The organism is Amycolatopsis silviterrae (assembly GCF_042684085.1).
Classification (GTDB): Bacteria; Actinomycetota; Actinomycetes; order Mycobacteriales; family Pseudonocardiaceae; genus Amycolatopsis; species Amycolatopsis silviterrae.
In genome coordinates, this window is the sequence record NZ_JBHUKS010000010.1 from 85,614 (window position 1) to 112,414 (window position 26,801).

22 protein-coding genes are annotated in these 26,801 nt (G+C 70.8%); 10 read left to right on the forward strand and 12 right to left on the reverse strand.

All coding sequences use genetic code 11. The annotated features are described in order from the left end of the window. Positions 1-48: 48 nt before the first annotated feature. The 8 genes from ACFSVL_RS15105 to ACFSVL_RS15140 form a co-directional block, all read right to left on the reverse strand. On the reverse strand, positions 49-4,995 hold the full coding sequence (locus ACFSVL_RS15105; protein WP_378304524.1) for an RHS repeat-associated core domain-containing protein: 4,947 nt from the start codon (positions 4,993-4,995) through the stop codon (positions 49-51). A gap of 82 nt (positions 4,996-5,077) precedes the next feature. Further along, complete coding sequence (locus ACFSVL_RS15110) at positions 5,078-5,668, reverse strand: TetR/AcrR family transcriptional regulator (RefSeq protein WP_378304526.1); 591 nt, start codon at positions 5,666-5,668, stop codon at positions 5,078-5,080. A gap of 81 nt (positions 5,669-5,749) precedes the next feature. Next, positions 5,750-6,565, reverse strand: a complete 816-nt coding sequence (locus ACFSVL_RS15115) for an ABC transporter ATP-binding protein (protein WP_378304528.1) — start codon at positions 6,563-6,565, stop codon at positions 5,750-5,752. Next, positions 6,562-8,388, reverse strand: coding sequence for a dipeptide/oligopeptide/nickel ABC transporter permease/ATP-binding protein (locus ACFSVL_RS15120; RefSeq protein ID WP_378304530.1), 1,827 nt, complete (start codon positions 8,386-8,388; stop codon positions 6,562-6,564). Before ACFSVL_RS15120 ends, ACFSVL_RS15115 begins: the two co-directional genes overlap by 4 nt. Then, positions 8,385-9,326, reverse strand: a complete 942-nt coding sequence (locus ACFSVL_RS15125) for an ABC transporter permease (protein WP_378304531.1) — start codon at positions 9,324-9,326, stop codon at positions 8,385-8,387. The genes ACFSVL_RS15120 and ACFSVL_RS15125 overlap by 4 nt, the downstream gene beginning before the upstream one ends. A 71-nt stretch (positions 9,327-9,397) precedes the next feature. Beyond that, positions 9,398-10,921 carry an ABC transporter substrate-binding protein gene (locus ACFSVL_RS15130; RefSeq protein WP_378304533.1) on the reverse strand — a complete coding sequence of 508 codons (1,524 nt, stop codon included), beginning with the start codon at positions 10,919-10,921 and terminating at the stop codon, positions 9,398-9,400. Between the two features lie 172 nt (positions 10,922-11,093). Next, positions 11,094-12,071: a methyltransferase family protein gene (locus ACFSVL_RS15135; protein ID WP_378304535.1), complete on the reverse strand. Its 978-nt coding sequence runs from the start codon at positions 12,069-12,071 to the stop codon at positions 11,094-11,096. An 88-nt stretch (positions 12,072-12,159) separates the two neighbouring features. Further along, positions 12,160-13,116: an aldo/keto reductase gene (locus ACFSVL_RS15140; RefSeq protein WP_378304537.1), complete on the reverse strand. Its 957-nt coding sequence runs from the start codon at positions 13,114-13,116 to the stop codon at positions 12,160-12,162. Between the two features lie 86 nt (positions 13,117-13,202). Between ACFSVL_RS15140 and ACFSVL_RS15145 the strand changes: the two genes are divergently transcribed. Continuing rightward, positions 13,203-13,940 carry an SDR family NAD(P)-dependent oxidoreductase gene (locus tag ACFSVL_RS15145; protein ID WP_378304538.1) on the forward strand — a complete coding sequence of 246 codons (738 nt, stop codon included), beginning with the start codon at positions 13,203-13,205 and terminating at the stop codon, positions 13,938-13,940. An 83-nt stretch (positions 13,941-14,023) separates the two neighbouring features. Here ACFSVL_RS15145 and ACFSVL_RS15150 read toward each other — a convergent pair whose 3' ends face one another. Beyond that, a complete protein-coding gene (locus ACFSVL_RS15150; RefSeq protein WP_378304540.1) occupies positions 14,024-15,379 on the reverse strand; it encodes an amidohydrolase in 1,356 nt (451 codons plus the stop codon). A 104-nt stretch (positions 15,380-15,483) separates the two neighbouring features. On the opposite strand from ACFSVL_RS15150, the gene ACFSVL_RS15155 reads away from it, so the two are divergent. The 5 genes from ACFSVL_RS15155 (at position 15,484) to ACFSVL_RS15175 (ending at position 20,869) form a co-directional block, all read left to right on the forward strand. Next, the gene (locus tag ACFSVL_RS15155; RefSeq protein WP_378304542.1) at positions 15,484-16,593 is read left to right on the forward strand and encodes a zinc-binding dehydrogenase; all 1,110 of its coding nucleotides are present in this window, start codon (positions 15,484-15,486) and stop codon (positions 16,591-16,593) included. Positions 16,594-16,632: 39 nt separating this feature from the next. Further along, a complete protein-coding gene (locus ACFSVL_RS15160) occupies positions 16,633-17,598 on the forward strand; it encodes an aldo/keto reductase (RefSeq protein WP_378304544.1) in 966 nt (321 codons plus the stop codon). A gap of 108 nt (positions 17,599-17,706) precedes the next feature. Then, on the forward strand, positions 17,707-18,684 hold the full coding sequence (locus ACFSVL_RS15165) for an alpha/beta hydrolase (RefSeq protein ID WP_378304546.1): 978 nt from the start codon (positions 17,707-17,709) through the stop codon (positions 18,682-18,684). Then, positions 18,681-19,655 carry an alpha/beta hydrolase gene (locus ACFSVL_RS15170; protein ID WP_378304548.1) on the forward strand — a complete coding sequence of 325 codons (975 nt, stop codon included), beginning with the start codon at positions 18,681-18,683 and terminating at the stop codon, positions 19,653-19,655. The genes ACFSVL_RS15165 and ACFSVL_RS15170 overlap by 4 nt, the downstream gene beginning before the upstream one ends. Beyond that, complete coding sequence (locus tag ACFSVL_RS15175; protein WP_378304549.1) at positions 19,652-20,869, forward strand: multidrug effflux MFS transporter; 1,218 nt, start codon at positions 19,652-19,654, stop codon at positions 20,867-20,869. Before ACFSVL_RS15170 ends, ACFSVL_RS15175 begins: the two co-directional genes overlap by 4 nt. Here the strand turns inward: ACFSVL_RS15175 and ACFSVL_RS15180 are convergent. Both ACFSVL_RS15180 and ACFSVL_RS15185 read right to left on the reverse strand, forming a co-directional pair. Further along, on the reverse strand, positions 20,855-21,406 hold the full coding sequence (locus ACFSVL_RS15180) for a GNAT family N-acetyltransferase (RefSeq protein ID WP_378304551.1): 552 nt from the start codon (positions 21,404-21,406) through the stop codon (positions 20,855-20,857). The genes ACFSVL_RS15175 and ACFSVL_RS15180 overlap by 15 nt on opposite strands. Further along, on the reverse strand, positions 21,358-21,927 hold the full coding sequence (locus ACFSVL_RS15185; RefSeq protein ID WP_378304553.1) for a hypothetical protein: 570 nt from the start codon (positions 21,925-21,927) through the stop codon (positions 21,358-21,360). The genes ACFSVL_RS15180 and ACFSVL_RS15185 overlap by 49 nt, the downstream gene beginning before the upstream one ends. A gap of 193 nt (positions 21,928-22,120) precedes the next feature. Between ACFSVL_RS15185 and ACFSVL_RS15190 the strand changes: the two genes are divergently transcribed. From ACFSVL_RS15190 to ACFSVL_RS15205, 4 genes are all read left to right on the forward strand, one after another. After that, positions 22,121-23,038 carry an AurF N-oxygenase family protein gene (locus tag ACFSVL_RS15190; protein ID WP_378304555.1) on the forward strand — a complete coding sequence of 306 codons (918 nt, stop codon included), beginning with the start codon at positions 22,121-22,123 and terminating at the stop codon, positions 23,036-23,038. A gap of 1 nt (position 23,039) precedes the next feature. Continuing rightward, positions 23,040-24,542 carry an FAD-dependent oxidoreductase gene (locus ACFSVL_RS15195; RefSeq protein ID WP_378304557.1) on the forward strand — a complete coding sequence of 501 codons (1,503 nt, stop codon included), beginning with the start codon at positions 23,040-23,042 and terminating at the stop codon, positions 24,540-24,542. Positions 24,543-24,646: 104 nt separating this feature from the next. After that, positions 24,647-25,360 carry a GntR family transcriptional regulator gene (locus ACFSVL_RS15200; protein ID WP_378304559.1) on the forward strand — a complete coding sequence of 238 codons (714 nt, stop codon included), beginning with the start codon at positions 24,647-24,649 and terminating at the stop codon, positions 25,358-25,360. Then, complete coding sequence (locus ACFSVL_RS15205) at positions 25,353-26,153, forward strand: arginase family protein (protein WP_378304561.1); 801 nt, start codon at positions 25,353-25,355, stop codon at positions 26,151-26,153. Before ACFSVL_RS15200 ends, ACFSVL_RS15205 begins: the two co-directional genes overlap by 8 nt. Before the next feature lie 20 nt (positions 26,154-26,173). Here the strand turns inward: ACFSVL_RS15205 and ACFSVL_RS15210 are convergent, their stop codons facing one another. Next, a complete protein-coding gene (locus ACFSVL_RS15210) occupies positions 26,174-26,797 on the reverse strand; it encodes a hypothetical protein (protein WP_378304563.1) in 624 nt (207 codons plus the stop codon). Positions 26,798-26,801: the final 4 nt, after the last annotated feature.

Genomic DNA, 26,801 nt, shown 5'->3' on the forward strand with positions numbered 1-26,801 from the left:
CACCGCTCCGGCGAACCCGCGAGGACGACGTCCTGTCTTCTCGCCCGCCTAATCAAGCCGCGGGCGCTTGGCGGGCCGCCCGTCGGGAGCGGGCGGGTCCGGCAGCTTCGGCGCGGTGGGCGTGGTCGGCGCGTCGGGCGTCCACTCGCCTTCCTTGTAGGAAGGCCACGGCCCGCCCTGCTCCTTGAACCTCGGGTGGTCCCGGTTCCAGTACTCGGGCAGCGCGTGGTTGTTCGGTCCGGGGGCTTCGTACCGGTCCTCTTTCGACCCGCTGCCGGACGAACGGCCCGCGGACTCGATGCCGTGGTAGGTGTCGGTCTGGTTGTTGTGGTCGAGGTTGTCCTGACGCGGCCGCTTCATCCCGTTCTTGTTCCAGTCGGTGCCCGCCGCGGTGTCGTGCCCGAGCACGCCGCCCTGCCGTTCGGGGTCGTTCTTGAACGCGGGGTTCTTGCTCTTGCTGTGCCCCTTGATCTCGTTGCCCGGCTGGCCGGTGTAGGACTCGCCGGGCTGTTTCGTGTCGAACCGCCGGTCCGGATGGCTCAGCCAGTTCTTCAGCTTCGTCTGTTCGGGCCGGCTCAGTTGGCCGAGATTGTCCTTGTCCAGGTGCTTCAGTTCGGGAGGCAGCGGCGATTTCGCCGCCTTCGCCCAGAGCGGGATCATGTTGCCGTGCATGTGGTCGGGGTTGACGTAGCCCGCCGCGGTGCGGTTGCTGTACTTGGGCACCATCTTGCCCGTTTTCTTGTCCAGCTTCTTGGCCCCGTACTTGCCCGCGGGCGACATCTTGTCGTACCAGGCGGGCCCGTGATTGGGCACGTCGGTGTTGATCCGGAGATCCGGCCGGCCTCGCGTGGTGGTGCCCGAGGGCCCGGCACCCGAGGGCGTGGTCCCGGTGCACGACTGCGGGGCGAGCCCGTGCGGGTCGGTGTACGCGTGCGGGTTGCCCGCGAAGGTGTACTGGTGGGAGCCGCCCTCGAGGCCGATCGGGTCCGGGCTGAGGTAGCGGGCCAGCGCCGGGTCGTAGTAACGCGCGAGGTTGTAGTGCAGCCCGGTTTCGGCGTCGTGGTACTGGCCTTGGAACCGCAGCGGCGTGCTGGCGCCGGCCGCGTTCTCCCGCACGGCCGTGCCCCACAGACCGGTGCGCGCGTACCAGGTCACGCGGCCGTCCGGGGCCACCAGTTCCGCCGGGGCTCCCGAGAGGTCCGCCACGATCAGGCTGAACTGCTCGTCGACCTGCTCCTGCGGGCCGCGCGGCGCCAGTTCCCGTTGCAGCAGCGGGCGGAAGCTGTCCGGCTCGTAGTCCCACGCGGTGACCCGGCCGCGCGCGGCCTGTTCCACCAGGACGCGGTCGTCCCAGGTGAAATCGATCCGCTCGAGCAGCGAGACGCCGTCCGCGGCGAAGTGCTCTTTCGCGATCCGGCGGCCGAACGGGTCGTAGGTGTAGTGCCAGCGGGTGCCGTCCGGGGTCAGCACGTCGGCGAGCTGATCGCCGGGGTTCCACGAGAACTGCCAGACCGCGCCGGGAGCCTCCCGCCTGACCATGCGCCCGCGTTCGTCGTGGACGTAACGGACCGCGCCCGCGCCGTCGACGACGTTGCCGCGGAACATCCGTCCGCCGACCGCGTGCCGCTCGGTTTCGGTCGGCCAGTACGCGTTGACGAGGTTGCCCGCGGGGTCGTAGCCGTAGCGCTCGGTCCACTGCGGCGAACGCACCGCCGTGACGCGGCCGGCGGCGTCGAGGGTGAACTCGCGCGGTCCGGTGAGCCGGTCGCGGAGCGCGCCGAGGTGTCCGTCCGGGCGGTACTGGTACGCGCGTTCCTGCACCGGTTGCCCGGCGCCGGTGCTGATCGTCTGCGCGAGCAGTTGCGCCGCGGGCGACCAGGCGGACTCGACCGTGACGCCGCCGTCCAGCGTCCGCCGGACCTCCCGGCCAACCGGGTCCCGGTCGAAGCGCAGCGTGCGCCCGCCCGCGTGCAGCGCGGCCAGTTCGCCGCCTTCGTACTCCCACGTGCTTTCCGCGCCGGACGGCGTCCGCCGCCAGATCCGGCGTCCGGCCGCGTCGTAGGCCGACCGGGTCGTGCGGCCGTTCACCGTCTCGGCGACGACGCGTCCGGCGGCGTCGCGTTCCAGCGTGACCTTGGTGCGCCCGTCGTCCGCGCCGGTGATCCGGCCGTCGGGGTCGTAGCTGAAGCGCGTAGTCACGTCGCCGACGGTCTGCTCGACGACGTTCCCGGCCAGGTCGTAGCGGTACGTCGAGGTGCCGGCCGGGTCGGTCCGCTCCGCCAGCTGTCCGGCCGCGTCGTAGCGGTACCGCACGGTCACGCCGCCGAAATCGGTCTCCCGCACCAGATATCCGGCGGCGTCGTACTCGTGGCTCCAGACGAGGCCCTGCTCGTTGGTGACCGAGATGAGCCTGCGCTCGGTGTCGTAGCCGAACGAGACCCGGCTGCCGTCCGCGCGGTTCTCCGCGGCTAGCAGGTCGAAGTGGGTGTACTCGCCAGTGCTGACCCCCGCCCCGGCGTCGGTGTGGGTGCGGGCGTTCCCCTCGCCGTCGTAGGTCCACCTCTCGAGCGCGCCGTCGGCGTCCCGGTGCCAGACGAGCCGACCGTCCACTGTGTAGCCGAACCGGTCCTGCGCCCCGGCCGGGGTGGTGATCGAGACGATCCGGCCGAAGCGGTCCCGGTCGTAGCGGGTCGTGCCCCCGCGCGCGTCGGTGACCGCGACCGGGAGCCCGCTCTCGTCGGACTCGATCCGAGTGGTCGCCCCGAGCGCGTCGGTCACCGACGTCAGGACCCCGCGGTCGTCGTACGTGCTGGTGACGGTCGCGCCGTCCGGTTCGGTCTCCCGCAGCAGGTTGCCGGACTCGTCGTACTCCCACCGCTTGATCTGGCCGGACGGTCCGGTCATCGACACCGGCAAGCCGGATTCGTTGCGCTCGTAGGCGGTGCGGGTGCCGTCCGGGGCGGTGACCGACAGCAGCTCGCCGAGGCCGTCGTAGGTGTAGGAGGTGGTGCGGCCCAGCGGATCGGTCTCGCTGAGGAGCCGGTCGCGGACGTCCCATTCGTAGCGGGTCGTCCGGCCGAGCGGGTCGGTCTCGGCGATCACCTGACCGGCCTCGTTGAACCGGAACTCCGTGGTGTGGCCCAGTGAATCGACCGACCGGGTGATCCGGTCGCCCGGGTCGTACTCCATGGTGCCGGTGAGGAATCCGCCCGAGCCCTCGGTGCGCACGACGCGGCCGTCGGCGTCGTAGTGGTAGCGGTACCACTCGCCGTTGCGGTCGGTCCACGACACGATCCGGCCCGCGTCGTCGTACTCGTAGCGCATGGCCGCGCCGGACGGGTTGACCACCTCGGTGAGCTGGCCGTCGCTGTAGCCGAACCGGGCGAGTTCGACGTCCGGACCGGCGCCGACCGAATGGTAGGCGGTGACGCGGCCGCCGGACGTGGTCACGCGCACGCGGTACCCGGCGCTGTGCCGCAGCTCCACCGGGATTCCGTCGGCATCGCGCAGGAAGTCGACGCGGCGGCCGTGGCGGTCGCTGAGCGAGAGCAGCGCGCCGGTGTCCCCGTCGAACCGCATCGCGCGGGCCGTCACCTGGTCTTCCACCAGGTACCCGCCGTCGTCCAGCCGGGTCAGCGGGCGCAGCGGGCCCTGTTCGGCGACGATCCACTCGCCGACCCGCGGATGCGGGTAGTGGGCCACGGTGCCGTCCGCGACGGCGAGGCTGACGCCCGCGTCGTGCACCTCCAGCCGCTGGTCCACAGTGGACATCCAGCTCGCGCCGAACAGCCCGCCGGTGCGGAAACCGGAGAAATGCGTGCGTTCCAGCCGCAGCGGCAGCGTGCCGAGGAACTCGGCGTCGACCTCGGCGAGGATCATCTGCCCGGTCGAGACGTCGATCGGGTCCTTCTCGCAGCGCACGTTCTCCGGCGAGCGCGGGTTGGGGCCCTGGTCCTTCAGCGGCGGCGGCGATTTCGGTTCCGCGGCCGGGGGTTTCTTCGGCGCCGGCGGCGGGGACTGCATCCCGCGGGAAGCGGGCGGCGGGACCGGGCCGCCGCCGTGGCCGCCGCCCGGCGAGGAGTCGCCCTTGGGCGGAGGAGGCGGCGGGTCGCTCCGGTGCGGCGGGGGCGGAGCCGCCGACGACGCGGTGGTGGACTCGTCGGCCTTGCCGCCGCCCTTCCCTCCCGGGGAGCCCTTCGGCGTCGAGATGTCCTTGGGCTTCGGCGCGGCGGGCGGTTTGGCGCCCTTGATGCCCTTCAAGGACTTGGCGGCGTCGCCGAACAGCGTCCCGGCCTTCTTCAGCAGCGGCATCAACGCCTTGAGCGCCTGCACCAGGCGGGTCGTGAGTTTCGCGATCTGCGCCGCGGTCTTGGCGACCGCGGCGGCCACCTGCGGCACGACCCACGCCAGGCCGATGCCGGCCGTCAGCAGGACCTGCAGCGCCCAGCTGATCATGTGCCCGACCAGTTGCGCGATGATGTCGCGGACCAGCATCCGCACCGCGGCGACCACCTCGCCCGCGGTCTTCACGCCGGACGCCGCGCCCTCGGTGCCCTTCTGCGCCGCGCCCAGCAGGTTCGCGACGTCCTTCGTCCGCTCCCGGTAGGCGTCGGCCGCCTCGCCGGTCCAGGACTGCAGGTCCCGTTCGACCTGCTCCGTGAGGTCGGCGCCGATCGACTCGAGTTCCTTCGCGACGTTCGTCCAGGTCTCGGCTTGGGCCTTGATCTGGTCCGCGTCGCCGGTGAGCGCGTTGAGCGCTTCCTTCAGCGGACCCACGTGCTCCATCAGCCAGGCGACCCCGGCCGCGAGGATCGCGCCAAACGGGTCGAGCGCCATCGAGAGCGCGTCCAGCGCGACCCCGACCGCCCCCATCGCGACCGAAGCCCACGACCCGCCTTCGATCGCCTCTTTCAGGCCCGCGGCGCCCTCGAGAAGGCTGATCCCGGAATACGCCGTCGTCGAATCCTTCGTCGGCGCAATCAGCGGATTGCTCAAGAAGCCCCCTCGGCTCGTCCCTCGCCCGGGCGAGCATCGCCCGCTGGCATCCGACGTTAGCAGTGCCTTCCCGGGCGCGGGTTCAGAGAGCGACCCTGGCCATCAGCCCGTCGATGTAGGCGCGATACCGCCCGGCGATCTTCCCCACCGGATGCATCAGGCTGGTCACGTTGGCCCCGATGGACACCGCGACGATTTCGTCCGCCAGTACCGTGATCGCGGGCCCGCCGGGCTCCTCCCCTTTCCCCCGGGCAGCCGCGATCCGCGTGGTCAGCTCGGCCCGCCAGCTGGTCAGCAGATCCCGGTACTGCCGGGCGAGATCCGGGTTCGCGACCGAATGCTCCCACAGCACGAGCAGCACCCGCGCCGACGCGATCTGGTGCTCGTCGAACGGAATCGCCGCCTCGACGAACCCGCGCAGCGACTCCATCGGCCCGAGCGAAGGGTCCAGTTCGGACATCCGCTGCGACGTCTCCTGCAGCACGCTCTCGAACGTCGCCGCGATGATGCTGTCCTTGCTGGGGAAGTAGTGCTTGAGGGCACCGTTCGCGAACCCGGCCGCGGTGACGATGCTGCGCATCGTGGCGGCTTCGAACCCGCCTTCGATGATCAGCTTCTTGGCGACCTCGACGATCTCCCGTCGTCGCTGATCGTGATCGATGACCTTAGGCATGGTTACAGACTCTAACTCGTATTCTCGCGCTGCGGAGGTGACCCTGCGGGTGCCGATTCGGGGCGGCGGGCCCCGGAATCGTCACCCGAGCCCGAGCCGGGCCGCCCGTCTCTCCGCCTGCCGGGCCGGATCCGCCACCGGCGCGGCGAGCAGCAGCCGCTGCGTGTAGGGATGTTCCGGCGCGCGCGTGACCGTCGCCGTGGGACCGGATTCGACGATCTCTCCCTGGTACAGCACCGAAACCCGGTGGCAGATCCGATGCACGACGCCCAGGTCGTGCGACACGAACAGGTACGAAACCCCGGTCTCCCGCTGCAGTTCCAGGAACAGGTCGAGGATCGTCGCCTGCGTGGTCAGGTCGAGCGCGCTCACCGGCTCGTCGCACACGATCAGCCGCGGCCGCCGGACGAGCGCCCGCGCGATCGCGATCCGCTGCCGCTGCCCGCCGGAGAACTCGCCCGGGTACCGGTGCACCGCGTCGGCGGGCAGCCGCACCCGGTCCAGCATGTCCGCCACCACCGACCGGGCCTCCGCACGCGAGGTTCCGGCCACCACCAACGGTTCCGCCAGGACTTCCCCGACGGTCATGGTCGGGTCCAGCGAGCCGTACGGATCCTGGAACACCACCTGGATGTCACTGGCCAGCCGCCGCCGGACCGCACCCCGGGCGTGCGTGATGTCCTCGCCGTCGAAGGTGATCCGGCCGGACACCGGCGCGGCGAGGCCGAGCACGGCTTTGCCCAAAGTGGACTTCCCCGACCCGCTCTCGCCGACCAGCCCGACGCATTCGCCGGGCCCGACGTCGAGCGAAATCCCTTTCAGCGCCCGGAACCGGACCCGCCGGCTGAGCCGGTAGTCGACCACGAGGTCCTCGATCGTGAGAAGCGGAGCCGTCATCGTCCGGTCTCCTCTCCGGCCGCGTGGGCGAGGCCGCGCCGTTCCCAGGCCTGGTCCAATGCGTCCCGTCCTTCGGTGTCGTCGAGCGACGCGCTGATCAGCTCGGCGGTGTAGGGGTCCTCCGGCGCGCGGAAGATCTGGTCCACCGGGCCGGTTTCCACGATCCGGCCGTCCTTCATCACCACGACGCGGTCGCAGATGTCCGCGACGACGCCGAAGTTGTGCGTCACGATCACCAGCGCCATCCCGTACTCGGCCTGCAGTTCGCGCAGCAGCTCCAGCACCTCGGCCTGCACCGTCACGTCGAGCGCGGTCGTCGGCTCGTCGGCGACCAGCAGCGACGGCCGCCCGGCCACCGCGCCGGCGATCAGCACGCGCTGCGCCATGCCGCCGGAGATCTGGTGCGGGTAGCTGGCCATGACGCGGTCCGGGTCGGTGAGGCCGACGCGCACCAGCACCTCGCGCGCCCGCTTCTTCGCCGCCGCCTTGTCCAGCCCGTGCACCCGGCGCAGCGGTTCGACGAGCTGATGCCCGATCGGGTAGCACGGGTCGAGGTTGGTCATCGGTTCCTGCGGCACGTACCCGATCTCGCGGCCGAGCAGTTTCGCCCGCTCCGCCGCCTTCCCGACCTCGCGCCCGCCGACCCAGATCCCGTCCGCGACCGCGGTCCCGCCCGACGGCAGGAGGTCGAGCACCGAGAACACCGTCTGCGTCTTGCCGGACCCGGATTCGCCGACGATCCCGAGCACCTCGCCGGGCGCCGCGTCCAGCGACACCCCGCGCACGACCTCCTTGACGCCCTTGTCGGTGGCGTACCCGACGCGCAGGTTCTCGATCCGCAGCGCGCAATCCGCCGCCGCGTGCTCGTGCGCACCCGACGCGCCGCCGTTGCCCAGTGCATCCGGTGCGGGAGCCGCGAGCGCTTCCCGCACCCGAGCCCGTCCGCGCCGCGTCGGCTGTTCGGCGCGGACGCTGACCAGGTCGGCGAGCGTCGAGCCGATGAACGCCAGCGCCGCGATGGTCACGCCCAGCGCGATCGACGGCCACAGCAGGATCAGCGGGTAGGTCAGCATGTTCAGGAAGCCGTCGTTCATCGTCTGGCCCCAGCTGGGCGTCGACGCCGAGCCGATGCCGAGGAACTGCAGACCGGCCTGCATGCCGATGGCGAGCCCGGCGGTGAGCGCGGTCTGCACGATGATCGGCGCGTACACCGCGCGCAGCAGGTGCGTGCGCAGGATCCGCACGGTGCCGACGCCGGCCACGCGCGCGGCGTCGATGTAGGGCTCCCGGCGCACGGTCAGCGCGCGGGCGCGGGTGATCCGGTAGTAGCCGGGCGAGAGGAACACGCCGAGCGCGATCATCAGCACGGTGAAGTCCTGGCCGGTGCCCGCCGCGACGACCAGCAGCACGATCATCCCGGGGACCGACTGCAGCGCGTCGCTGATCCACGAGCAGACCCGGTCGGTCGCGCCGCCGAAGTACCCGGCGACCACGCCGGTCGGGACGCCGAGCACGACGCCGGTGACGCAGGTGATCACGCCGCCGTACAGCGTGGTGCGGGCACCGTAGAGCAGCCGGCTGAAGATGTCGCGCCCGGCGGAGTCGCCGCCGAGCAGGTGCCCGTTGCCGGGTTCGGCGTGGGTGAGCGCGAAGTCGACGTGGTTCGGGTCGTACGGGGCCAGCCACGGCGCGAACACCGCGGCCAGCACGACGACCGCGAACACGACCAGCGCGACGACGCCGACCGGACGGCGGAAGTACCGGCGCAGCAGGGAAATCCGCTTCACCGGGGCGAGCGTGGCGGGGAACGGGGCAGCGGTCATCGGTCGCGCACCTTCGGGTTGACCCACCCGAGCACGAGGTCGAGCAGGAAGTTGACGATCACGACGAACACGACGGTCACCGCGGTCAGCCCGAGCAGCACCGGGATGTCACCGATCTGCGACGCCGACTGCGTCAGGCTGCCGATCCCCGGCAGGTTGAAGACGATCTCCACGACCACCGCGCCGCCGAGCAGGCCGACGAACATCAGCGCCAGCACGGTCAGCGCGGACGGCGAAGCGTTGCGCAGCACGTGCGTCGTGACCCGGCGCGAGGACAGGCCGCGCGCCCGCAGCGTGCGGACGAAGTCCTGGTTCGCGACTTGAAGGAAGCCGTTGCGAAGCTGTTCGGCGATCATCACGATCGCGCCGAGCGACAGCGAGATCGACGGCAGCGCGATCGAGCGCAGCCAGCCGGAGAACGACTGGTCCGGCGACACGTAGCCGACCGCGGGGAACCACTGCAGCTGGATCGCGAACCAGGTGACCAGCACGAGGCTGACCCAGAACCCGGGCAGCGCGAACAGCACCACCGACGCGAGCTTCAGCACGCGGTCGACGACGCCGCCGGGACGCAGGCCGCAGATGACCCCGACGAGCACGCCGAGGATCGCGGCGAGCAGTGTCGCGGCGATGACGACCGACAGCGTCACCGGCACGCGCAGCGCGATCTGTTCGCCGACCGGCTGGAAATTCCGCCACGAGGTCCCGAAATCGCCCGTCGCCGCGTGCGACAGCCAGTCCCAGAACTGGACGAGCAGCGGCCGGTCGTACCCGATCTGGGCGCGCAACGCCGCCTGCTGCGCGGGGGTCGCGCTGTTGCCGAGCAGCCCGGCGGTCGGGTCCCCCACCGCCGTGTGCGCCAGGAAGAACGTGCCGCTGGTGACGAGCACGAGCAGCAGGATCCCGGACACCAGGCGTTTGACGATGAATGTGAGCATGTTCCGGCTCCTTCCCGGGGCCCGTCCCTCCACTGTGGAGTCTTCGGACGGACCCCGGGACGACGGGCGCGTCAGCCGCGCTGGATGAACCGCAGCGTCGGGAACATCATGCCGGTGATCGGCGTGACGGTGATGCCCTTGACGCTGAAGTAGAGGTTGTCGGCCTGGTACCAGACGTTCCACCAGGCGAGGTCCACGAGCTTCGTGTTCAGCTCCTTGAGCGCGGCGGTCTGGGCCGGGCCGGGCTGCGCCTGTTCCGCCTTCTGCACGAGCGCCTTCACCTCCGGGAAGGCGTCCACCGACGGCTTCGGGTTGTACCACTGCGACGAGGTGACCTGGTCGGTCAGCGTGGCCATGTCGTTGCCGTCCATCGCGATCACCGCGAGGAACATCGGGAACGTCGGCGCGTTCTTCTGGTAGTCCGGCATCGACATGTTCTGCCAGTCGACCTTGATGCCCAGCTGCCCGAACGTCTGCTCGGCGGCGGGCTGCCACGCCTGGAAGATCGTGGACATCGGCATCTTCAGGCTGAAGCCGTTCGGATAGCCGGCCTCGGCGAGCAGCTGCTTGGCCTTGGCGAGGTCCGTCTTGTACTTGCCGTTGCCCGCCGGGTCGTACACCTGGCTGCCGCTCGGCCACAGCTGGTCGGTGACCGTGCCGGCGTCATTGCCGACCGCCTTGAGGATCCCGGCCGCGTCGAAGGCGTACGAAATCGCCTGCCGCACGCGCTGGTCGCCGAGCGCCTTCACCTGGCTGCCGGTGCGGTCGGCGAACTGCACGCCGACCCACGACGCCGGCTTCTTCGCGACGTTCCAGCCGTTCTGCTGTGCCTTCGGCAGGTTCGCCGCGTTGGCGAACTGGACGTTCAGCTGACCGGACAGCATCGCGTTGAAGCTGGCCGCCTGGTCGGTGATCGGGAACAGCCGGACGGTCGGGAACGGATACGTCGCGCTGTCCCAGTGCTTCGCCCGCTTCTTGAACACGTACTGCGACTGCGGCTGCGAGGACGCCTTGTCGAAGGTGTACGGACCGGAGCCGTCCGGGCCGTTGGCGAGCGACTTGGCCTTGATCGCCTTGGGCGAGGCCATCCAGCTGCGGCCGAGACCCATGAAGTACAGCAGCGCGTCGTCGCGTTCGGACAGATGGAGCACGACCGTCGAGGGGTCCTTCGCCTCGACGCTCTTCACGTCGATGTAGGCCTGCCCGGACCGGGTGCCCGCCTTGAGGTGATTGAGGTTCTCGACCGCTGCGGCGGAGTCGAACTTCTGGCCGTCGTCGAACGTGACGTCGTCGCGCAGGTGCATCGTGAGACTCAGCCGGTCGGCCGACCAGTCCCACGACTTCGCGAGCGCGGGGACCGGTTTCGCGTCCTTGTCCAAGGCGACCAGCGGGTCGTAGACCGCCGACAGGTACGGGCCGTCGAAGCCGATGTCGGCGTTGGCCGGATCCCACGACGTCACGTCGAGGAACACGCCCGCCTTCAGCTCGTCGGTGCCCGCGCCCGCCCCGGCGGCGCCCGAGCCGGTGCATCCGGCGATCGCGAGCAGCGCCGCGGCGGCCGCCGCGAACAACGCCGCTGTCCTTGTCCTCGTCATTGAGTCCCTCTCTCAGGGTGGTGGACCGCCGGCGGGGTCGCTCGGCGCCCCGCCGGGAACGGCGTGCCTTCGAGTGCGGCCCGGCTCGCCGTGGTGCGGGATAGTCTACGATTGTCGGCTAAAAAATCAACGGGCCGACCGCGTTTGTTACCTGTCGACCCGCGGGCCGTTTTCAGACGGCGTCGGCGACCAGAACACGCGGGCTTCCGGGCAGCGAGAGCACATCGCATACGCGCCATCCTGCACCGTCGAGCCATTCGCGGACTTCCGCCTCCGGATAAACGACGGTTCCGTCGATCACGAAGTACTCCCCCGCGTGCAGCGCGTCGATCGGGCGCTGCCGTTCGCCGTCGTCGAGGAAGAAGTCCAGCAGCAGCAACGTCGCTCCGTCCGAAGCCGCCGCACGGGCGCTGGCCAGGATTTTCCGGTTCTGCTCGGCGGTGAACCGGTGCACGACGTGGTTCACCATCACCAGATCGTGCGCCCCGCCGGGTTCCGCGGATTCGGTCGGCGCGGGGTCGACGGTCGTGCGATCCGCGCAGCCGGCCGCATTCACCGCGTCGGTGATCCCTTGCGTGGACTCGGGTCCGAAAACGAAACGAGCGGTCAGTGCGGGATTCGCCCGCAGCGCGCCGATCGCGAATTCCGGCGACAATCCGCCCAGATCGAGCATCGACCGGTAGGGCGAGAAATCGAATGCGCGCGCGAGCATCGACGCGTGCAGCGCGTTGTAGCGCATCACTCCGGCCATGAACGTCGCCCAGCGGCCCTCGTCCATCTGGAGGTCGCCCGGCTTGCCACTGTCCACAGTGGTGTCGAACTGGAGCCAGTGGCCGTAGCTGATTTCGTTGAGGAAGGTCAGGAACGGCGCCAGATCCGTGGCGCCGTTCCCGCCCAGGTACTCCTGCGCGTCCTCGGCCAGCGAGTAGCGGCCGCCGGTGCGCTCCAGCAGGCCGCGCGCGTTCATCGCGTCGGCCAGGATCCGGGTCAGCTGCTCGCCCTTGCCGGTGGCGGCGGCGAGTTCCGGCGCCGTGCGCGGACCGTCGGCGAGCGCGCGGAACAAGCCGATCCGCGAGGCGGCGAACAACTGCTTCGCGCCCATGTACCCGATGGCGATGTCGACGATGCGGTCCGGCGCTGGTTTCGTCATGTGGCGGCTCCTCACGGCGTCGGGGGTGCCTCTCCGGGCACCCCGGGGAGCTTTAGTCTACGCACGTCGACAAAAAACACCAGCCCCTTCACCAGGTTCCGTCGGCGGCCACTTCGCGGTCGGTCCACAGCCCGTTCGTCAGCTCGCGGATCCGGTTCGCGCCGACGCGTTCCAGCAAGGCCAGCGCGCCCGCATTGTCCTCCAGCTGCGCCTGCCGCGATACGCCCACCAGGACGTTCGCGGTCGCGGGATTGGCCAGGCAGAAGGCAATTCCCAGCTGCGCGGGCGACGCGTCCAGCTCAGCGGCGATCTTCTGCACGACCGGCCAGGCCCCGGCGATTTTCTCCCGGATGCCGCCGACGTCCGCGCCGATCTTCCGGTTCGGCTTCAGATTCCCGACGAGCAGCCCGCCTTCGAAAATGTCCGACGCCTGCAGCGTGAGCTGCCCGGAAGCGAACAGCGGCGCGTAAAACTCGCCCTCGGCCATCGACCGGCGCGCCAGTCCGTACTTCAGCTGAGCGAACACCGGCGGCGGCAGATCACGTTTGCGCGCAATGGCGAAAGCCGTGCACAGATCGTCAATCCGCCAATTGTTCACGCCCCACGCGCGGAACCGGCCAGCTTCGATCTGTTCGGCGACGTCCGCGACGACTCGTTCGAGATCGACTTCGCCGAAGTAGTCGCCGACCACGACCAAGTCGGCCGACTCGACGCCGACGCGTTCCAGCGAGGTGTTCATCTGCTGCGCGAAGCCGACGTTCGGGTAGTCCCAGAGCCAGAGTTTCCCGCAGTAGAGCCAATCTTCGCGGGCCAGCCCGGCTTCGCGCACCGCGCGGCCGAAGATCCGGTCGGTCTCCGAACCCTCGGCGTGCGGGCCCATGTCGTAGTGCGCGACGTCGAAGAAGGCGTGCCCGAGTTCGGCCGCGCGGGCGATCAGCGCCACCGCGTCGCCGAACTCCATCCGGTCCCAGATGTTCCACGAGCCGAGCGACAACGCCGGCACGCGCGGGAACGCCGGGCCCAGTCCAGGTCGATCCGTCGCCACGATTCCTCCTGCGGTTCAAGGGATTTATTTTCTACGCTTGTATACTATAAGCCCGCGTACCCCGCTCCCGGCGAAAGGAAACGACGATGCCCGCTGCCCGTACCGTGCTGATCACCGGAGGTGCCGGCGGCATCGGCCGCGCGATCGGCGCCGCCTTCGCCCAGGCCGGCGATTCCGTGGTGCTCGCCGACCTCGACGGCGCCGAAGAAACCGCCAAACCGCTTGGCGGGCACGGAATCCGCCTCGACATCACCGACGAGGCCGCGATTTCGGCGGCGCTCGACGAGGTCGGCCCGGTCGACGTCCTGGTCAACAACGCCGGCCTGCTGAGCATCCACGGCCGGCTGCTGGAGCTGCCCGGCGCGGACCTGCTGCGCATTCTCTCGACCAACGTGCACGGCACGTTCCTGATGACGCAGCTGGTCGCCCGCCGGATGGTCGAACGCCGGACGGCTGGACACAGTGCGCCGGGGGTCGTGGTGAACCTGTCGTCGATCGGCGGACGGCAGCCGACGCCGGGCATGGGCGGCTACGAAAGCAGCAAGGCGGCGGTGGACGCGCTGACCCGCTGGGCCGCGATCGAACTGGCCGAGCACCAGATCCGGGTCAACGCCGTCGCCCCCGGCCCGGTCGCGACGCCGATGCTCGCCGCCGCCATGCCGCCCGGCTCGCCCGCGCACGACGCGTGGGTGGCGCGCATCCCGGACGGCCGGATGGCCGCGGTCGAGGACGTCGCCGCCGCGGTGGTGTTCCTGGCGAGCCCGGCCGCCGCCCACATCACCGGAACGAGCCTCCCGGTGGACGGCGGCCAGCTGCTCACCTGACCAGGTCCGTGAGGGGAACCCTGAGGGAATCAGAGTCCGTGAGGGTTCCCCTCACGGACAACCGACCCCGCGCCAGCGCCGCCTTAAGTGCCTGCCGAGCGCTCGAACACGATCTGTCCACCCAGGACAGTCAGGTCGACCTCGACCTCGGGCAACTCGGCGGGGGTCACCGCGAACGGATCCGCGGACAGCACGCACAGATCAGCCGCCATCCCCGGCGCGAGCGTGCCCTTCCACGACGCGGCACCGTCCTGCTGCGCCGGGTGCACGGTGTAGCAACGGAGCAGGGTCTCCATCCGCTGCCGTACGTCCTCCGCCGGGCCCATCCACTGGTCCGCGGCGGCGATTTCCTTGCGCCAGTCCGGCGGAAGCACCGGGGCGTCGGACGTCAAGCACAGCGGGATCCCGGCGTCCAGGGCCTCCTGAAGCGGCCACGCGGCGTCCGAACTGCCCGGGCCCATCGCCGCGTCGACCACTCCGGCAGTCCGCACCGCGATCCCGGCCTGTGCGGACAGTCCGACCCCCAGCCGGGCCATCCGCTTCAGCTGCGCCGCATTGACCAGGTCGCCGTGGATGACGTAGTGGCCGAGGTCGACGTCGCGTTCACCCCTGGCCCGCTCGACGGCGTCCAGCATCAGCTCGATCGCCCGGTCTCCGGTCGCGTGCACGCCGACCTGCAGCCCGGCTTCGTGTGCGGTCAGGACCATCCGGGTGAAGTTTGCCTCGCGCTCCGGGTCGTCCGTGCCGTCGACGAGCAGGTGGGCGTGGCTGCCGTCGGCGTAGCAATGGTGCGTGTAGGCCGAGCGCATCGGCGGAATGCCGTCGGCGAAGATCTTCACCCCGCGGAAGTTGAGCCGCCGGGGGTCGGGGCCCGGTCCGTCCACTGTGGCCAGTCCGGTGCGGAAGCTGTCGAACGTGCTCGGGCCGTCGAGTTCGCCGTACAACCAGAGTGCGGTCACCCGCGCGCGCAGCAGCCCTTCGGCGGCCAGCTGCCGGTACTGCTCCACCACGGACATGCCGAACGCACCGATGCGCCCGTCGTCCTCCCCCGGCCCGAGACCCGGTTCGGTGTAGCTCGTAATGCCCAGCGCGGCAAGGATTTCGCCCGCGCGGAGAATGGCCGCCCGGCGTTCGGCCGCGGTGCGCAACGGCTTTTCCGGACCGGGGCCGGGCGCGCCGTCGTCGGCGAAGAGGGTGTCCGGCCACAGCGCGCCGAGCCAGGCGCCGTGCAGGTGCGCGTCGTTGATGCCGGGCACGATCGCGCGGTCGCCGAGGTCGAGCACCTTCGTGGCCGGGCCGGTCAGCTCCCGCATCTCGGCGTCGGTTCCGGCGCGCAGCACGCGTCCGTCCCGCACGGCCAGCGCGGTCGCGGGCGCGGCGCCGGCCATGGTGTGCACCGCCGCTGCCCGCAAGACGAGATCCGCAACTGAGGTCGGCACAGGCGCTCCTGGAGGGATTCGGGGACTCGACATTTTTGTCGACGTCCGTAGACTAACCCATCACGCGGCCCGCCCGGGCCCGCCAGTCCCCGGAAAGGTTTCCCATGACCGTCCCGACTTCCACCCGCGCCGCGGTGCTGACCGAGCACGGCGCGCCGCTGGAGCTGACCGAACTCCCGCTGCCCGCCGAGCTGGAAGCCGGTGCGGCGCTGGTCCGCGTCTCGTGCGCGACGCTGTGCGGCACGGACGTGGAGATCTGGTCCGGGAAGATGAGTTTCCCCGGCATGCTGCCGATGGTGCTCGGCCACGAGATGGTCGGCGAAGTGGTGGCGGCCGGGCCGGACACGCGCGACGCGCTCGGCCGGGCGGTCCCGGTCGGATCCCGGATCGGCTGGTCGGAATCCACCTGCGGCGAGTGCTACGGCTGCACCGTGCTGCGCGAACCGGTCGCGTGTTCCCGGCGCGGATACGGATTCCTCCAGCGCTCGAACGTCGCGCCGTTCGCGACCGCCGGGCTGTGCGAGTACGCCTACGTCGTCCCCGGCGCGGCGAAGCTCCTGCTGCCCGCCGAGGTGCCCGACACCTGGGCCGCGATGGCCGGATGCGCGGCGAAGACCGTGCTGCGCGCGTTCGACCGAGTCGGCGGCGTCCGGCCCGGCTCTCGCGTGGTGGTACAGGGTTCCGGCGCGCTGGGCCTGTTCGCGACCGCCGTCGCGCACCTCAGCGGGGCGGGCCAGGTCATCACCGTGGGCGCGCCCGCGTCGCGGCTGGAGCTGGCGAAGGAGTTCGGCGCGGACGAGGTCGTCGAGGTCGCCGGTGGTTCGGACGCGATCATCGAACGTGTCACGGAACTGACCAGCGGACACGGCGGCGACCTCGTGCTGGACTTCGCGGGCGCCCCGTCGATCGGCCGCGAGGCGGTGGCGATGGCGGCGCAGCGCGGCCGGGTCGTGATCGTCGGCAGCACCGGCCCGGAGCCGACGCCGGTCCCGCTCGGCACGGTGATGGGCAAGGAACTGACTGTCGTCGGCTCGCTCAACGGCGACATCGCCGATTACCACCACGCGATCGAATTCTTCGGTTCGTTCGCCTCCCGGATGCCGTGGGACCGGCTGTTCGGCAGCCCGGTCGGACTGTCCGGCGCGAGCGAACGGATCGAGGCCATGCACCGGCTGGACGAGACGAAAGCCGTCGTCGACCCCCGTCTCCCCTGATCCCTGATCCCCGATTCCCTTACGAGCCAAGGAGGTCTCGTGTCCGCATCCTCGCCCCTGCCCCGCCGCAAGGTCGGCACGTCCGGTTTGGACGTTTCGCTGCTGTCGCTCGGTTCGTGGCACACCTACGACCGGATGGATTTCGCCGACGCGGTCGCGATGGTCCGCGCCGCGGTCGAGGCCGGCGTGAACCTGTTCGACGTCGGCGTCTACGGCATGCCCGGCCACCCGCCGGTGTTCACCGACGTCCTGTGGAGCGCGATCGTCCGCGCCGCCCGCATCCCGCGCGAGGACTACCTGGTCTCGGCGAAGCTGTGGATCGAAGGCTTCGGCGACCAGGGTTTCCGGCCACAGCTGGAAAACGCGTTCCTGCGCGGCGGTTTCGACGTCGCGGACCTGGTGATCCTCGGCGACCTGCGCCGTGACGACGTCGCGCTGGAGGACCTGGTCGAAGACCTAGCCGGGCTCACCCGGTCCGGACTGATCCGGGCGTGGGGCGTGAACAACTGGTCGGCCGGGAACATCGCGCGGCTGCGCGAAATCGCCGAGGCCCTGCAGGTGCCCGGGCCGCAGATCGCGCAGCTGAAATACAGCATCGGCCGACGGTCCATTCCGGACGGCGACCCGTTCGCCCGCCTCTTCGCCGACGGTTTCGTCATGCAGGCCTCCGACGTCCTCGAAGGCGGCATCCTCGCCGGCCGCACCAACCTGACCCGCGAGATCGGCCGCGACCCCGGCGACGTCCGCAAGCGCATCGTCCGCGACGCGCCCAAGGTGGTCAAGGCGGCGGAAGAACTCGGCACCACCGCTGCCCGGCTCGCGGTGGCGTTCACGCTGACGCACCCGGCGAACGTCACGACGCTTTTCGGCGCGACCCGGATGGAACAGCTGGAGGACAACCTCGCCGCGGTCGAACTGGTGGAGAAGGCCGGCGCGGAGGAGATCCGCGCGCTGGTCGAGCCGTTCTGGGCCGACCGCGACGCCGTCGACCCCGAAGGCCCCTGACCGCCGCCCCAGCTTCACGTCCGTGAAGGGAACCCTGAGGGAATCAGAGTCCCTCAGGGTTCCCCTCACGGACCGCATCCCCACCCCTGCCCGCCCCAGGAGGCTGCCTTGACCCATCCCCCCGTCCCGTTCGATCCGGAGATCGAGCCCGCGCTCGCCGAGATCCTCCCCGCCGATGCCCCGCCGTTCACCCCGGAGACGATCCCCGGCCTGCGCCGCGCGATGGCCGAGATGTTCCCGCCCGCCGCCGAAGTCGTCGGCGACGCGCCGGTCACCGTCGTCGAGCAGACTATCCCCGGCCCGGCCGGCGCCCCGGACCTCGAAATCACCATCCTGTCCCCGCACGCCAGCAACGGTGCGCTGCCGGTGCTCTACAACATCCACGGCGGCGGCATGATGGTCGGCCACCGCAACATGGATGTTGGTCGCCTGCTCGCGCTGGTGCTGGAGCTGAACGTCGTGGCGGTGAACGTCGAATACCGGCTCGCCCCTGAACATCCACATCCCGCACCGGTCGAGGACTGCTACGCCGGTCTGGTGTGGACAGTCGAGCACGCCGACGAACTCGGCATCGACCCGTCGCGAGTGGTCGTCATGGGCGGCAGCGCGGGCGGCGGGCTCGCGGCGGCGGTCTCCCTGCTGGCCCGCGACCGCAACGGCCCCGCCATCGCGGGCCAGCTGCTGCTGTGCCCGATGATCGACGACCGCAACACGACCATCGCCAGCCAGCAGTACCCCGGCCTGGGCACCTGGACCCGGGAGTCGAACCTGGCGGGCTGGCAGTCCCTGCTCGGCGACGCAGTCGGCACCGACGACGTCTCCCCCTATGCCGCCCCGGCGCGCGCGACCGACCTGTCCGGACTGCCGCCCGCGTTCATCGAGGTAGGCAGCGCCGAACCGTTCCGCGACGAGGACACCGAGTACGCGCTGCGGATCTGGGCGACCGGCGGACAAGCCGAACTGCACGTGTGGGCCGGCGCCTTCCACGGCTTCGACATGTACGTGCCGGACTGGCCGATCAGCAAGGCCGCGCTGGAAACCCGGAACTCGTGGCTGCGCCGGATCTTCGGGAAGGCAGGGAAATGAGCGTCCCGCCGGTGCCGTACGACCCGGAACTGGAACCGGGGCTCGCCGCGTTCCTCGACCTGGTCGAGCGGATCCCGCTGCGCGCGGACACCATCCTGGCCAACCGCGCGCATTTCGCGACGATCATCCCGCCGGTCGAGCAGATGGTCGGCGACCGCCCGGTCGACCTGACCGAACACACCGTCCCCGGCCCCGACGGAGCCCCGGACATCATCCTCACCGTCGTCCGGCCCCGGTCAGGAGCCGCCGGCGCCCCCGCGCTCTACAGCATCCACGGCGGCGGCATGGTGCTGGGCAACCGGTTCTTCGGACTGGACGGCCTGATCGACGACGTGCTGCGGTTCGACGCCGTCGGCATCTCCGTGGAATACCGGCTGGCCCCCGAAAACCCGGCCCCGGCCGCCGTCGAGGACTGCTACGCCGGTCTCTTGTGGACCGTCGAACACGCTGACGAACTCGGCATAGACCCGTCGCGGATCGTCGTCACCGGTGCCAGCGCGGGCGGCGGCCTGGCGGCAGGCGTAGCGCTGCTGGCCCGGGACCGCAACGGCCCGGCCATCGCCGGACAGCTGCTGGCTTGCCCGATGCTCGATGACCGCAACGAGTCAGTGTCGACCCGCCAGTACGACGGGATCGGCGCCTGGGACCGCAACAACAACGACACCGGCTGGAACGCCCTGCTCGGCCCGGCGCGGGGCACCGACGCGGCCTCGCCGTACGCGGTCCCGGCGCGGATGGCCGACCTGTCCGGCCTGCCGCCCGCGTACCTGGACGTCGGTGCCGCGGAGATCTTCCGCGACGAGACGACCGAGTACGCATTGCGGATCTGGGCGACCGGCGGACAAGCGGAACTGCACGTCTGGGCAGGCGGTTACCACGGTTTCGCCGGTTTCTCCCCCGACGCGGAAGTGTCCCGCTCCGCCGTCGCGGCCCGGCTTTCGTGGCTGCGCCGGATCCTGCGCACCGGATGAAGCCACTGCAAGCTGAAGCACCGCCGAAGAAGCGCCCCAGCGCGTTCCGCATGGCGGTGGTGCTGGGCCTGCTGGAGGTCTTCGGCCCGATCTCGATGGACCTCTACCTGCCCGCCCTCCCCCAGCTAGCCGACGACCTTCGCGCCGGCGAGAGCCTTGCCCAGGCGACCATGTCGGTGTGCATGCTCGGCCTTGCCTTCGGGCAACTGGTCGTCGGCCCGCTGAGCGACCGGCTCGGCAGGCGGCGTCCGTTGCTGGCCGGGATCGGGCTGTTCACCGTCCTGTCGGTGGTGTGCGCGTTCGCGCCGTCGATCGAGGTGCTGCTCGCGGCGAGGTTCCTCCAGGGACTGTGCGGTTCGGCTGGAATCGTGCTCTCGCTGGCCGTCGCGCGCGATCTCGCCGAGGGCGTCGAACTGGTACGGCTGCTGGCCTTGCTGACCACCGTCGGAGCGCTGGCACCGATCGTCGCTCCGGTGGTAGGCGGACAGCTGGCGGCCGTCATCGGGTGGCGCGGGATCTTCGGCGTCCTGGCCGGCATCGGCGCGGCGCTGCTGGTCGTCGCCGCGACCGCGCTGCCGGAGAGCCTGCCGCCTGAAGAACGACATCCGCGGCGCGGCCGTGGCGAGTTCCGGGTGCTGCTGAAAGACCGGCTGTTCCTGGGCTTCCTGCTCGTGAGCACGTGCGGCGGAGCGGCGTTCTTCACCTACCTGGCGTCGATCAGTTTCGTGCTGCAGGACGGATTTTCGCTGTCGCCGCAACTGTTCAGCGCGTGTTTCGCGGCGAACGCGGTGATGTCGGTGCTCGGAGCCCAGGCAAACCGCGCAGCGGTGCGACGAGCCGGTCCGGTCCGGATGTACGTGCTAGGCACGACCTTCACCGCCGCAGCGGCACTGACAATGCTGGGCGCGGTGTTGTTCGGTGCCGGCCTGGCCGCGCTGCTGATTCCGTTGGCACTGCTGATGTTCGCGGGCGGGACCACACAGGCGAACGGCAACGCGCTGGCCCTGGCCAACCACGGCCGCCGAGCCGGAACCGCGGCGGCGCTGCTCGGCACGTCGTCGTTCGCGATCGGGCCGATCGTGGCACCGCTGGTGTCTCTGGGCGGGACGACGCCGCTGTCGATGAGCCTGACCATGACCGTGGCGTACGGAATCGCGACCGTGTTGCTGTGGGTGGCGGTGCTGCCCCGGCTCCGCCGGTCACGGACGGACTGACTCGAACACGAGCTGGCCGTCTTCCTCCCCGACCTCCTGGAAGCCCGCTTTCGAGAGCACCCGGCGACTGGCCGCGTTGCCGGGCAGCACATACGCCCGCAGTTCGGGCGCGAGAGCGGGCTCCGGATGGTTCTCGTGCCACCGCCGGAGCGCCTGCGTCAGCTCCGTAGCCAGCCCCGCTCCCCACGCCGCGCGCGCCAACAGATAGCCGACTTCCCGGTGCCCGCTCCGATGGGTAAGCCCGAACCCGGCACGCCCGAGAAACCCCGACGCACCTTCGACCCGCCACTTCGACCAGCCCCACCGCTGCTGCTCGGCCATGAACGTCTCCAGCCGCTCCCGGGTAGCCGCGCGAGTCTGCGGCCCGCTCGTCATGTGTTGCATGACCTCCGGGTCCGCGTGCAGGGCAGCGAGATCGTCCAGGTCCGAAGGCAGCCAGGTGGTCAGCCGCAGCCGTGGAGTGCGGAGGACTTCTTCACGGCCGCCGGTCACCAGCCGGGGTGGTACGGCATCGGCGGGGTCTTGGGCAGCAGCCACGCACCGGTCCTCCGGTGCGCCGCCAGCACGATCGCCGCCACCGGGACGATAAGCCACAGGAAGCCGCTCGGGAACGTCATCTGCAGCGTCGGCGGCGCGCTCTTGCGGACGAAGCTGGAGTCGAGGCTGACGATCATCAGCACGACGATGTCCAGCACCGCCAGCCCGCTGCCGGCCAGCACGCAGATCCGCCCGGCCGGGGACCGTTTGAACAGCCCGATCGCCCCGGCGATCGCCAGCGCCGCGATCGCCAGGTCCACCGCGCCGACGACGCTGCTGGACAGCATCCTCGCCGAGGTCGGGTGCGTGGTGATCCGGAAGAAGGCAACGACGAAGCCGATCGTGGCCACCAGGCCGATGACCGACGCCAGGGTCGCCGCGACGATGGCGGTCGCGCCGAAGTACGCCGATGCCGGGGGCGGCTGCGCGGCGAACTGCCCGCTGTAGGGGGGAGCCTGCCCACCGTAAGCGGGCGGCAGCGGAGGGTACGGCTCCGCGCCGGGATAGGGCGGTTGCGTCACGACGGCGGTTCCTCCGAGGTCAAGAAGTCATTCGCGGCTCATCCTGCCAGGTCAGCCGCGTTGTCCCGGGCGGATTGCCCGAACGGACGACACGCGGTTCGCCGGCGCCTCTCGCGATACGGCCAGATAGGTGTTACCTTAGGTAACAGTGAATCGCGGTAATACCTAATCAATGTCGCTCAGGGAGGACCGAATGACCAGCGCAGACGTGCGGCGAGCACCGGAAGCAGCCCCGTCCGGCCGGCACGAGACCGCGCAGCGGCTGCTCGACTCCTCCGCGACCCTGTCCTACGACCCGGCCACCGAGGTCGACTGGGAAACCCCGCTGGACAAGGACTTCCACGGGGCCAGCCCGGAGTGGAGCACGCTCTACGGCACGAGCTACTGGGCCGAGATGACCCCGGAGCAGCAGAAGGAGCTGACCCGCCAGGAGGCGGCGTCGGTCGCGAGCACCGGGATCTGGTTCGAGATGATCCTGCAGCAGATGGTGCTGCGCGATTTCTACGCCAAGGACCCGACCGACCCGGCGTTCCAGTGGGCGCTCACCGAGATCGCCGACGAATGCCGCCACTCGATCATGTTCGCGCGCGGTGCGCAGAAGCTCGGCGCTCCCCCGTACCGGCCGCGCAAGCTCGCCGTCGAACTGGGCCGCGTCTTCAAGGCGGTCGCGGGCGGCGAAGCGGCGTACGCGGCGATCCTGGTCGCCGAAGAGGTCCTCGACGTGATGCAGCGCGACTGGATGCGCGACGAGCGCGTGGTCCCGTTCGTGCGCACCATCAACAACATCCACGTCGTCGAAGAGTCGCGGCACATGAAGTTCGCCCGCGAGGAGACGCGCGAGCAGCTGGAGGGCGCGGGAGCCGTGCGCCGCCAGTTCAACGCGCTGGTCATCGCGATCGCGTCGTACTTCATCGTCAGCAGCATGGTCAACCGCGACGTGTACAAGAACGCCGGGCTGGACGCCGAGCGCGCGCTGCGCGAGGCGAAGAACAACGAGCACCACAAGTCGATGATGCGGTCGAGCTGTGCCGGGCTGATGGAGTTCCTCGGCTCGTGCGGCCTGCTCACGAAGCCGGCGATGGTGTTCTACAAGCGGGCGAATCTGATCTGACATGGCTTTCGCGATCACCCAGACCTGCTGCAACGACGCGACGTGCGTGTCGGTCTGCCCGGTCAACTGCATCCACCCGACGCCGGACGAGCCGGACTTCGGCACCACCGAGATGCTCTACGTCGACCCGGCCTCGTGCATCGACTGCGGGGCCTGCGCCGACGCGTGCCCGGTCGACGCGATCTTCCCGGTGGACCTGCTCACCGACTCGATGAAGGTGTACGAGGGGATCAACGCGGACTTCTTCGCCGACCGCCCGCCGGCCGCCGCGAACCCGGCGCCGAACTTCCACCGCTGGGGCCCGCCGACGTTCGACCGGGAGATCCCGAGCGACCTCGAGCCCGCGGACGTCGCCGTCGTCGGCACCGGCCCGGCCGGGATGTACGCCGTGGAAGACCTGTTGCTGCACACCAACGCGCGCGTCACGCTGATCGACCGGCTGCCGGTCGCGGGCGGGCTGGTGCGCTACGGCGTCGCGCCGGATCACCCGGACACGAAGCGGATCGGAGAGACGTTCTCCCGGTTCCACCATCACCCGCGGCTGAAGCTGAAGCTCGGCGTCGAGGTCGGGCGGCACGTCACGGTGGACGAACTGGCCGAGCGGCACGACGCGGTGATCTACGCGGTCGGCGCTTCTTCCGCACGAAGCCTCGGCCTCGCCGGCGAGGACCTGACCGGCAGCCTCGCCGCGACGACGGTGGTCGCCTGGTACAACGGCCACCCGGACGTCCCCGCGCACGCGGTCGACCTCTCCGCGGAGCGGGTCGTGCTGATCGGCACCGGCAACGTCGCCCTCGACGTCGCCCGCATCCTCACCGCCGACCCGGACGACCTGGCCGGCACGACGATCGCCCCGCACGCACTGGAACGGTTGCGCTCCAGCAAGGTCCGCGAGGTGGTCCTGCTCGCCCGGCGCGGCCCGGAAGACGCCGCCTACACCTCCCCCGAACTGATCGCGCTGGCCCAGCGCGCGAACGTGCCGCTCGTGGTCGACACCGAAGACCCGCGCACCGCCGAGGCGATCGACGCGGGCACCGGAAAAGCCGCGCTGCTGCGGGGTTTGGCCCGGGAGACGGTCGACTGGACCGCCCCGCCGTCCGACGGCCCGCGCCGGATCGTGCTGCGCTTCCACTCGGCCCCCGCCGAGATCACCGGCGACCGCCAGGTGCGCGGACTGCGCGCCGAAGGCCCGTCCGGACCGGTCGAGATCGCGGCCGGGCAGGTCGTGCGGGCGGTCGGCTACCGCGGCCGTCCGGTGCCGGGCCTGCCGTTCGACGAAGCCGCCGGAACCATCCCGAACACGGCGGGCCGGGTCGACGGGCGGACCGGCGCGTACGTGGTGGGCTGGATCAAGCGCGGCCCGTCCGGCGGGATCGGCGCGAACCGGACCTGCGCGAGCGAAACGGTGGCGACGCTGCTGGACGACATCACGTCGGGCCAGGTCCCGCTGCGCGGACGCCGTTCGCCGATCGCGGCGCTGGCCGCGCGCTTCCGGGGTCGCTGAACCCATTCTGTCGTCGACCCCCGGCTGCGATTCCCTTCGCGGCCGGGGGTCGACTTCATTCTTGGTTGCCAGATTGTCGGACAATCTGGCAATCTTAGGCCCTGATGACCCCGACGAACCCGATCCCCGGCCTCGGCGCGAACATCCAGCGGCAGAGCACCGCCGAGCAGGCCGCCGAAGCCGTGCGGCAGGCCATCTTGTCCGGACGGCTGCCGCCCGGCACTCCGCTGCGCGAAGCCGCCGTCGCCGCCGAACTCGGCGTCTCCCGCGGCACCGTCCGCGAGGCCGCGCGGACCCTCGAAAGCGAAGGCCTGGTCCGCTACCAGATGAACCGCGGCATCGTCGTCGCGGACGTCACCGGACCGGACGTCGCCGACCTCTACGCCGCCCGCGCTTCCGTCGAACTGACCGCCGCCGACGCTCTCACCGAGCACCGCGATCCGGCGATCTACCATCAGCTCGCCGACCTGGTGGACCAGATCGAGCACGCCTTCGACCACGGCGACACCGCCGCGGCACTCGACGGCGACCGGCTCTTCCACGCCACCCTGGTCGCCGCCACCCGCAGCCCCCGCCTGCGCCGCTTCCACGCGCAGCTCCAGCAAGAACAACGCCTCGCCCTCGCACTGGCCGAGCGTTCCCGCCGCGAACTCGGCCGCACCGCCGACGACCACCGCCAACTGCTGGACGCGTTGCACGGCACCCCGGAACAGGCCAGGGCGGAACTCACCGCCCACCTGCGAGCCGGTGCCGCCGAACTCCGCGGACTGCTCGACCTCCTCGCCCACCGAAACGAAAGCGAGACACCTCGTGGCTGACGACGCCTGGGATCTGATCACCACGCCCTGGCACCTCGACGAGCACCTCCCGAACTTCCCGATCCCCGCCACCGCGACTCAAGTCGTCCCGCCGGCCCTCCCCTCCGGTCCGGTCCCCGCCCGGATGAGCCTGCTGCACCGAGCCACCACCGACGCGGTCTCGCAGGTCGCGAAACCCCTGGTCCTCTCCGGCGACTGCCCCACCAGCCGCGCCGTAGTCGCCGCGCTGCAACGCCGTCATGAAGACCTGGCCGTGCTGTGGCTGGACGCCCACGGCGACTTCAACACCCCCGCAATCTCGACCAGCGGCTATCTCGGCGGCATGGCGCTGGCCATGCTGACCGGCCGCACACCCGGCTTGTTCGACGACACGCTCGGCCTCCGCCCGATCCCCGACACCCGGGTCGTGCTCGCCGACAGCCGCGACGTCGACCCGGCCGAGCACGACGCCCTCGCCGCCAGCCACGTCCGCCGCGTACCCGCCGACCCCGCCGCGATCACCGCCGCCCTCGACCAGCTCGGCTCCGTCCCGGTCTACCTTCACCTCGACATCGACGTCATCGACAGCGCCCAACTGCCCGGCGCGCGCTTTCCTTCCGGCCCCGGCCCTTCCCTCGCCCAGATCGAGGAATGCCTGGCCGCCGCCCGCGCCACCGCCGATCTCGCCGGGGCTTACCTCGCCTGCGCCTGGCTCCCCGAGCACGCCGGCGACGAGACCAGCCGCCAGACCGTCAGCCGCCTCACCGCAGCGCTCGGCGCCGACTTCGCCTGGCGCGAACCCGTCCGCAGCTGATCCGGCGCTGGTCTACCGGATCACTCGGGTTTCCGGACCGCCGCCAGCGTCTCCTCCACGTCCGGCACCCAGAAGCTGAGCTCCAGCGTCTTCACGCTCGCCCAATGCGACAGCAGCCGGCTCTGCGCGATCAACGCGGGACACGCGGCGGCGAACAGCACCACGCCGCACGCCGCGAACACCAGGTGGCCCCCAACGATCAGCTCCACCACCGACGCCACGAACCCGAACGCCATGACCGGGCTGGAATTGCGCAGCATCAGCCCGGCCGTGCGCAGCCGGGTCGCCTCCATCGCCGCGTCGGCGTCGTGCAGCTGCAGCGCCGACAGCAGCAGAAACGGGTCCGCCTCAACAAACGCGCGCCCGCGTGCGGCGGGGTTGCGGCGCAGGAACTCCTCCCGCGCGTTCCGCTTCCGCCGCCTCGGCAGCCAGCGCGACAGCCGCGCGCCCATCGGATATGCCAGATAGCCAAGCAGGTAGCTCGCGACCGCGATCCCGATCACCAGCACCACTCCCGGCCCGCGCGAGACGGCGGCGAGGTCGAGCCAGTGCAGCCGTCCGGCGACGTAGGTCAGGAACGCCAGGTGCAGGGCGCCCGGGATGGCGTAGGTGAAGAGGTCGAAGAGCCCGATCGCGAAAGTCACCCGG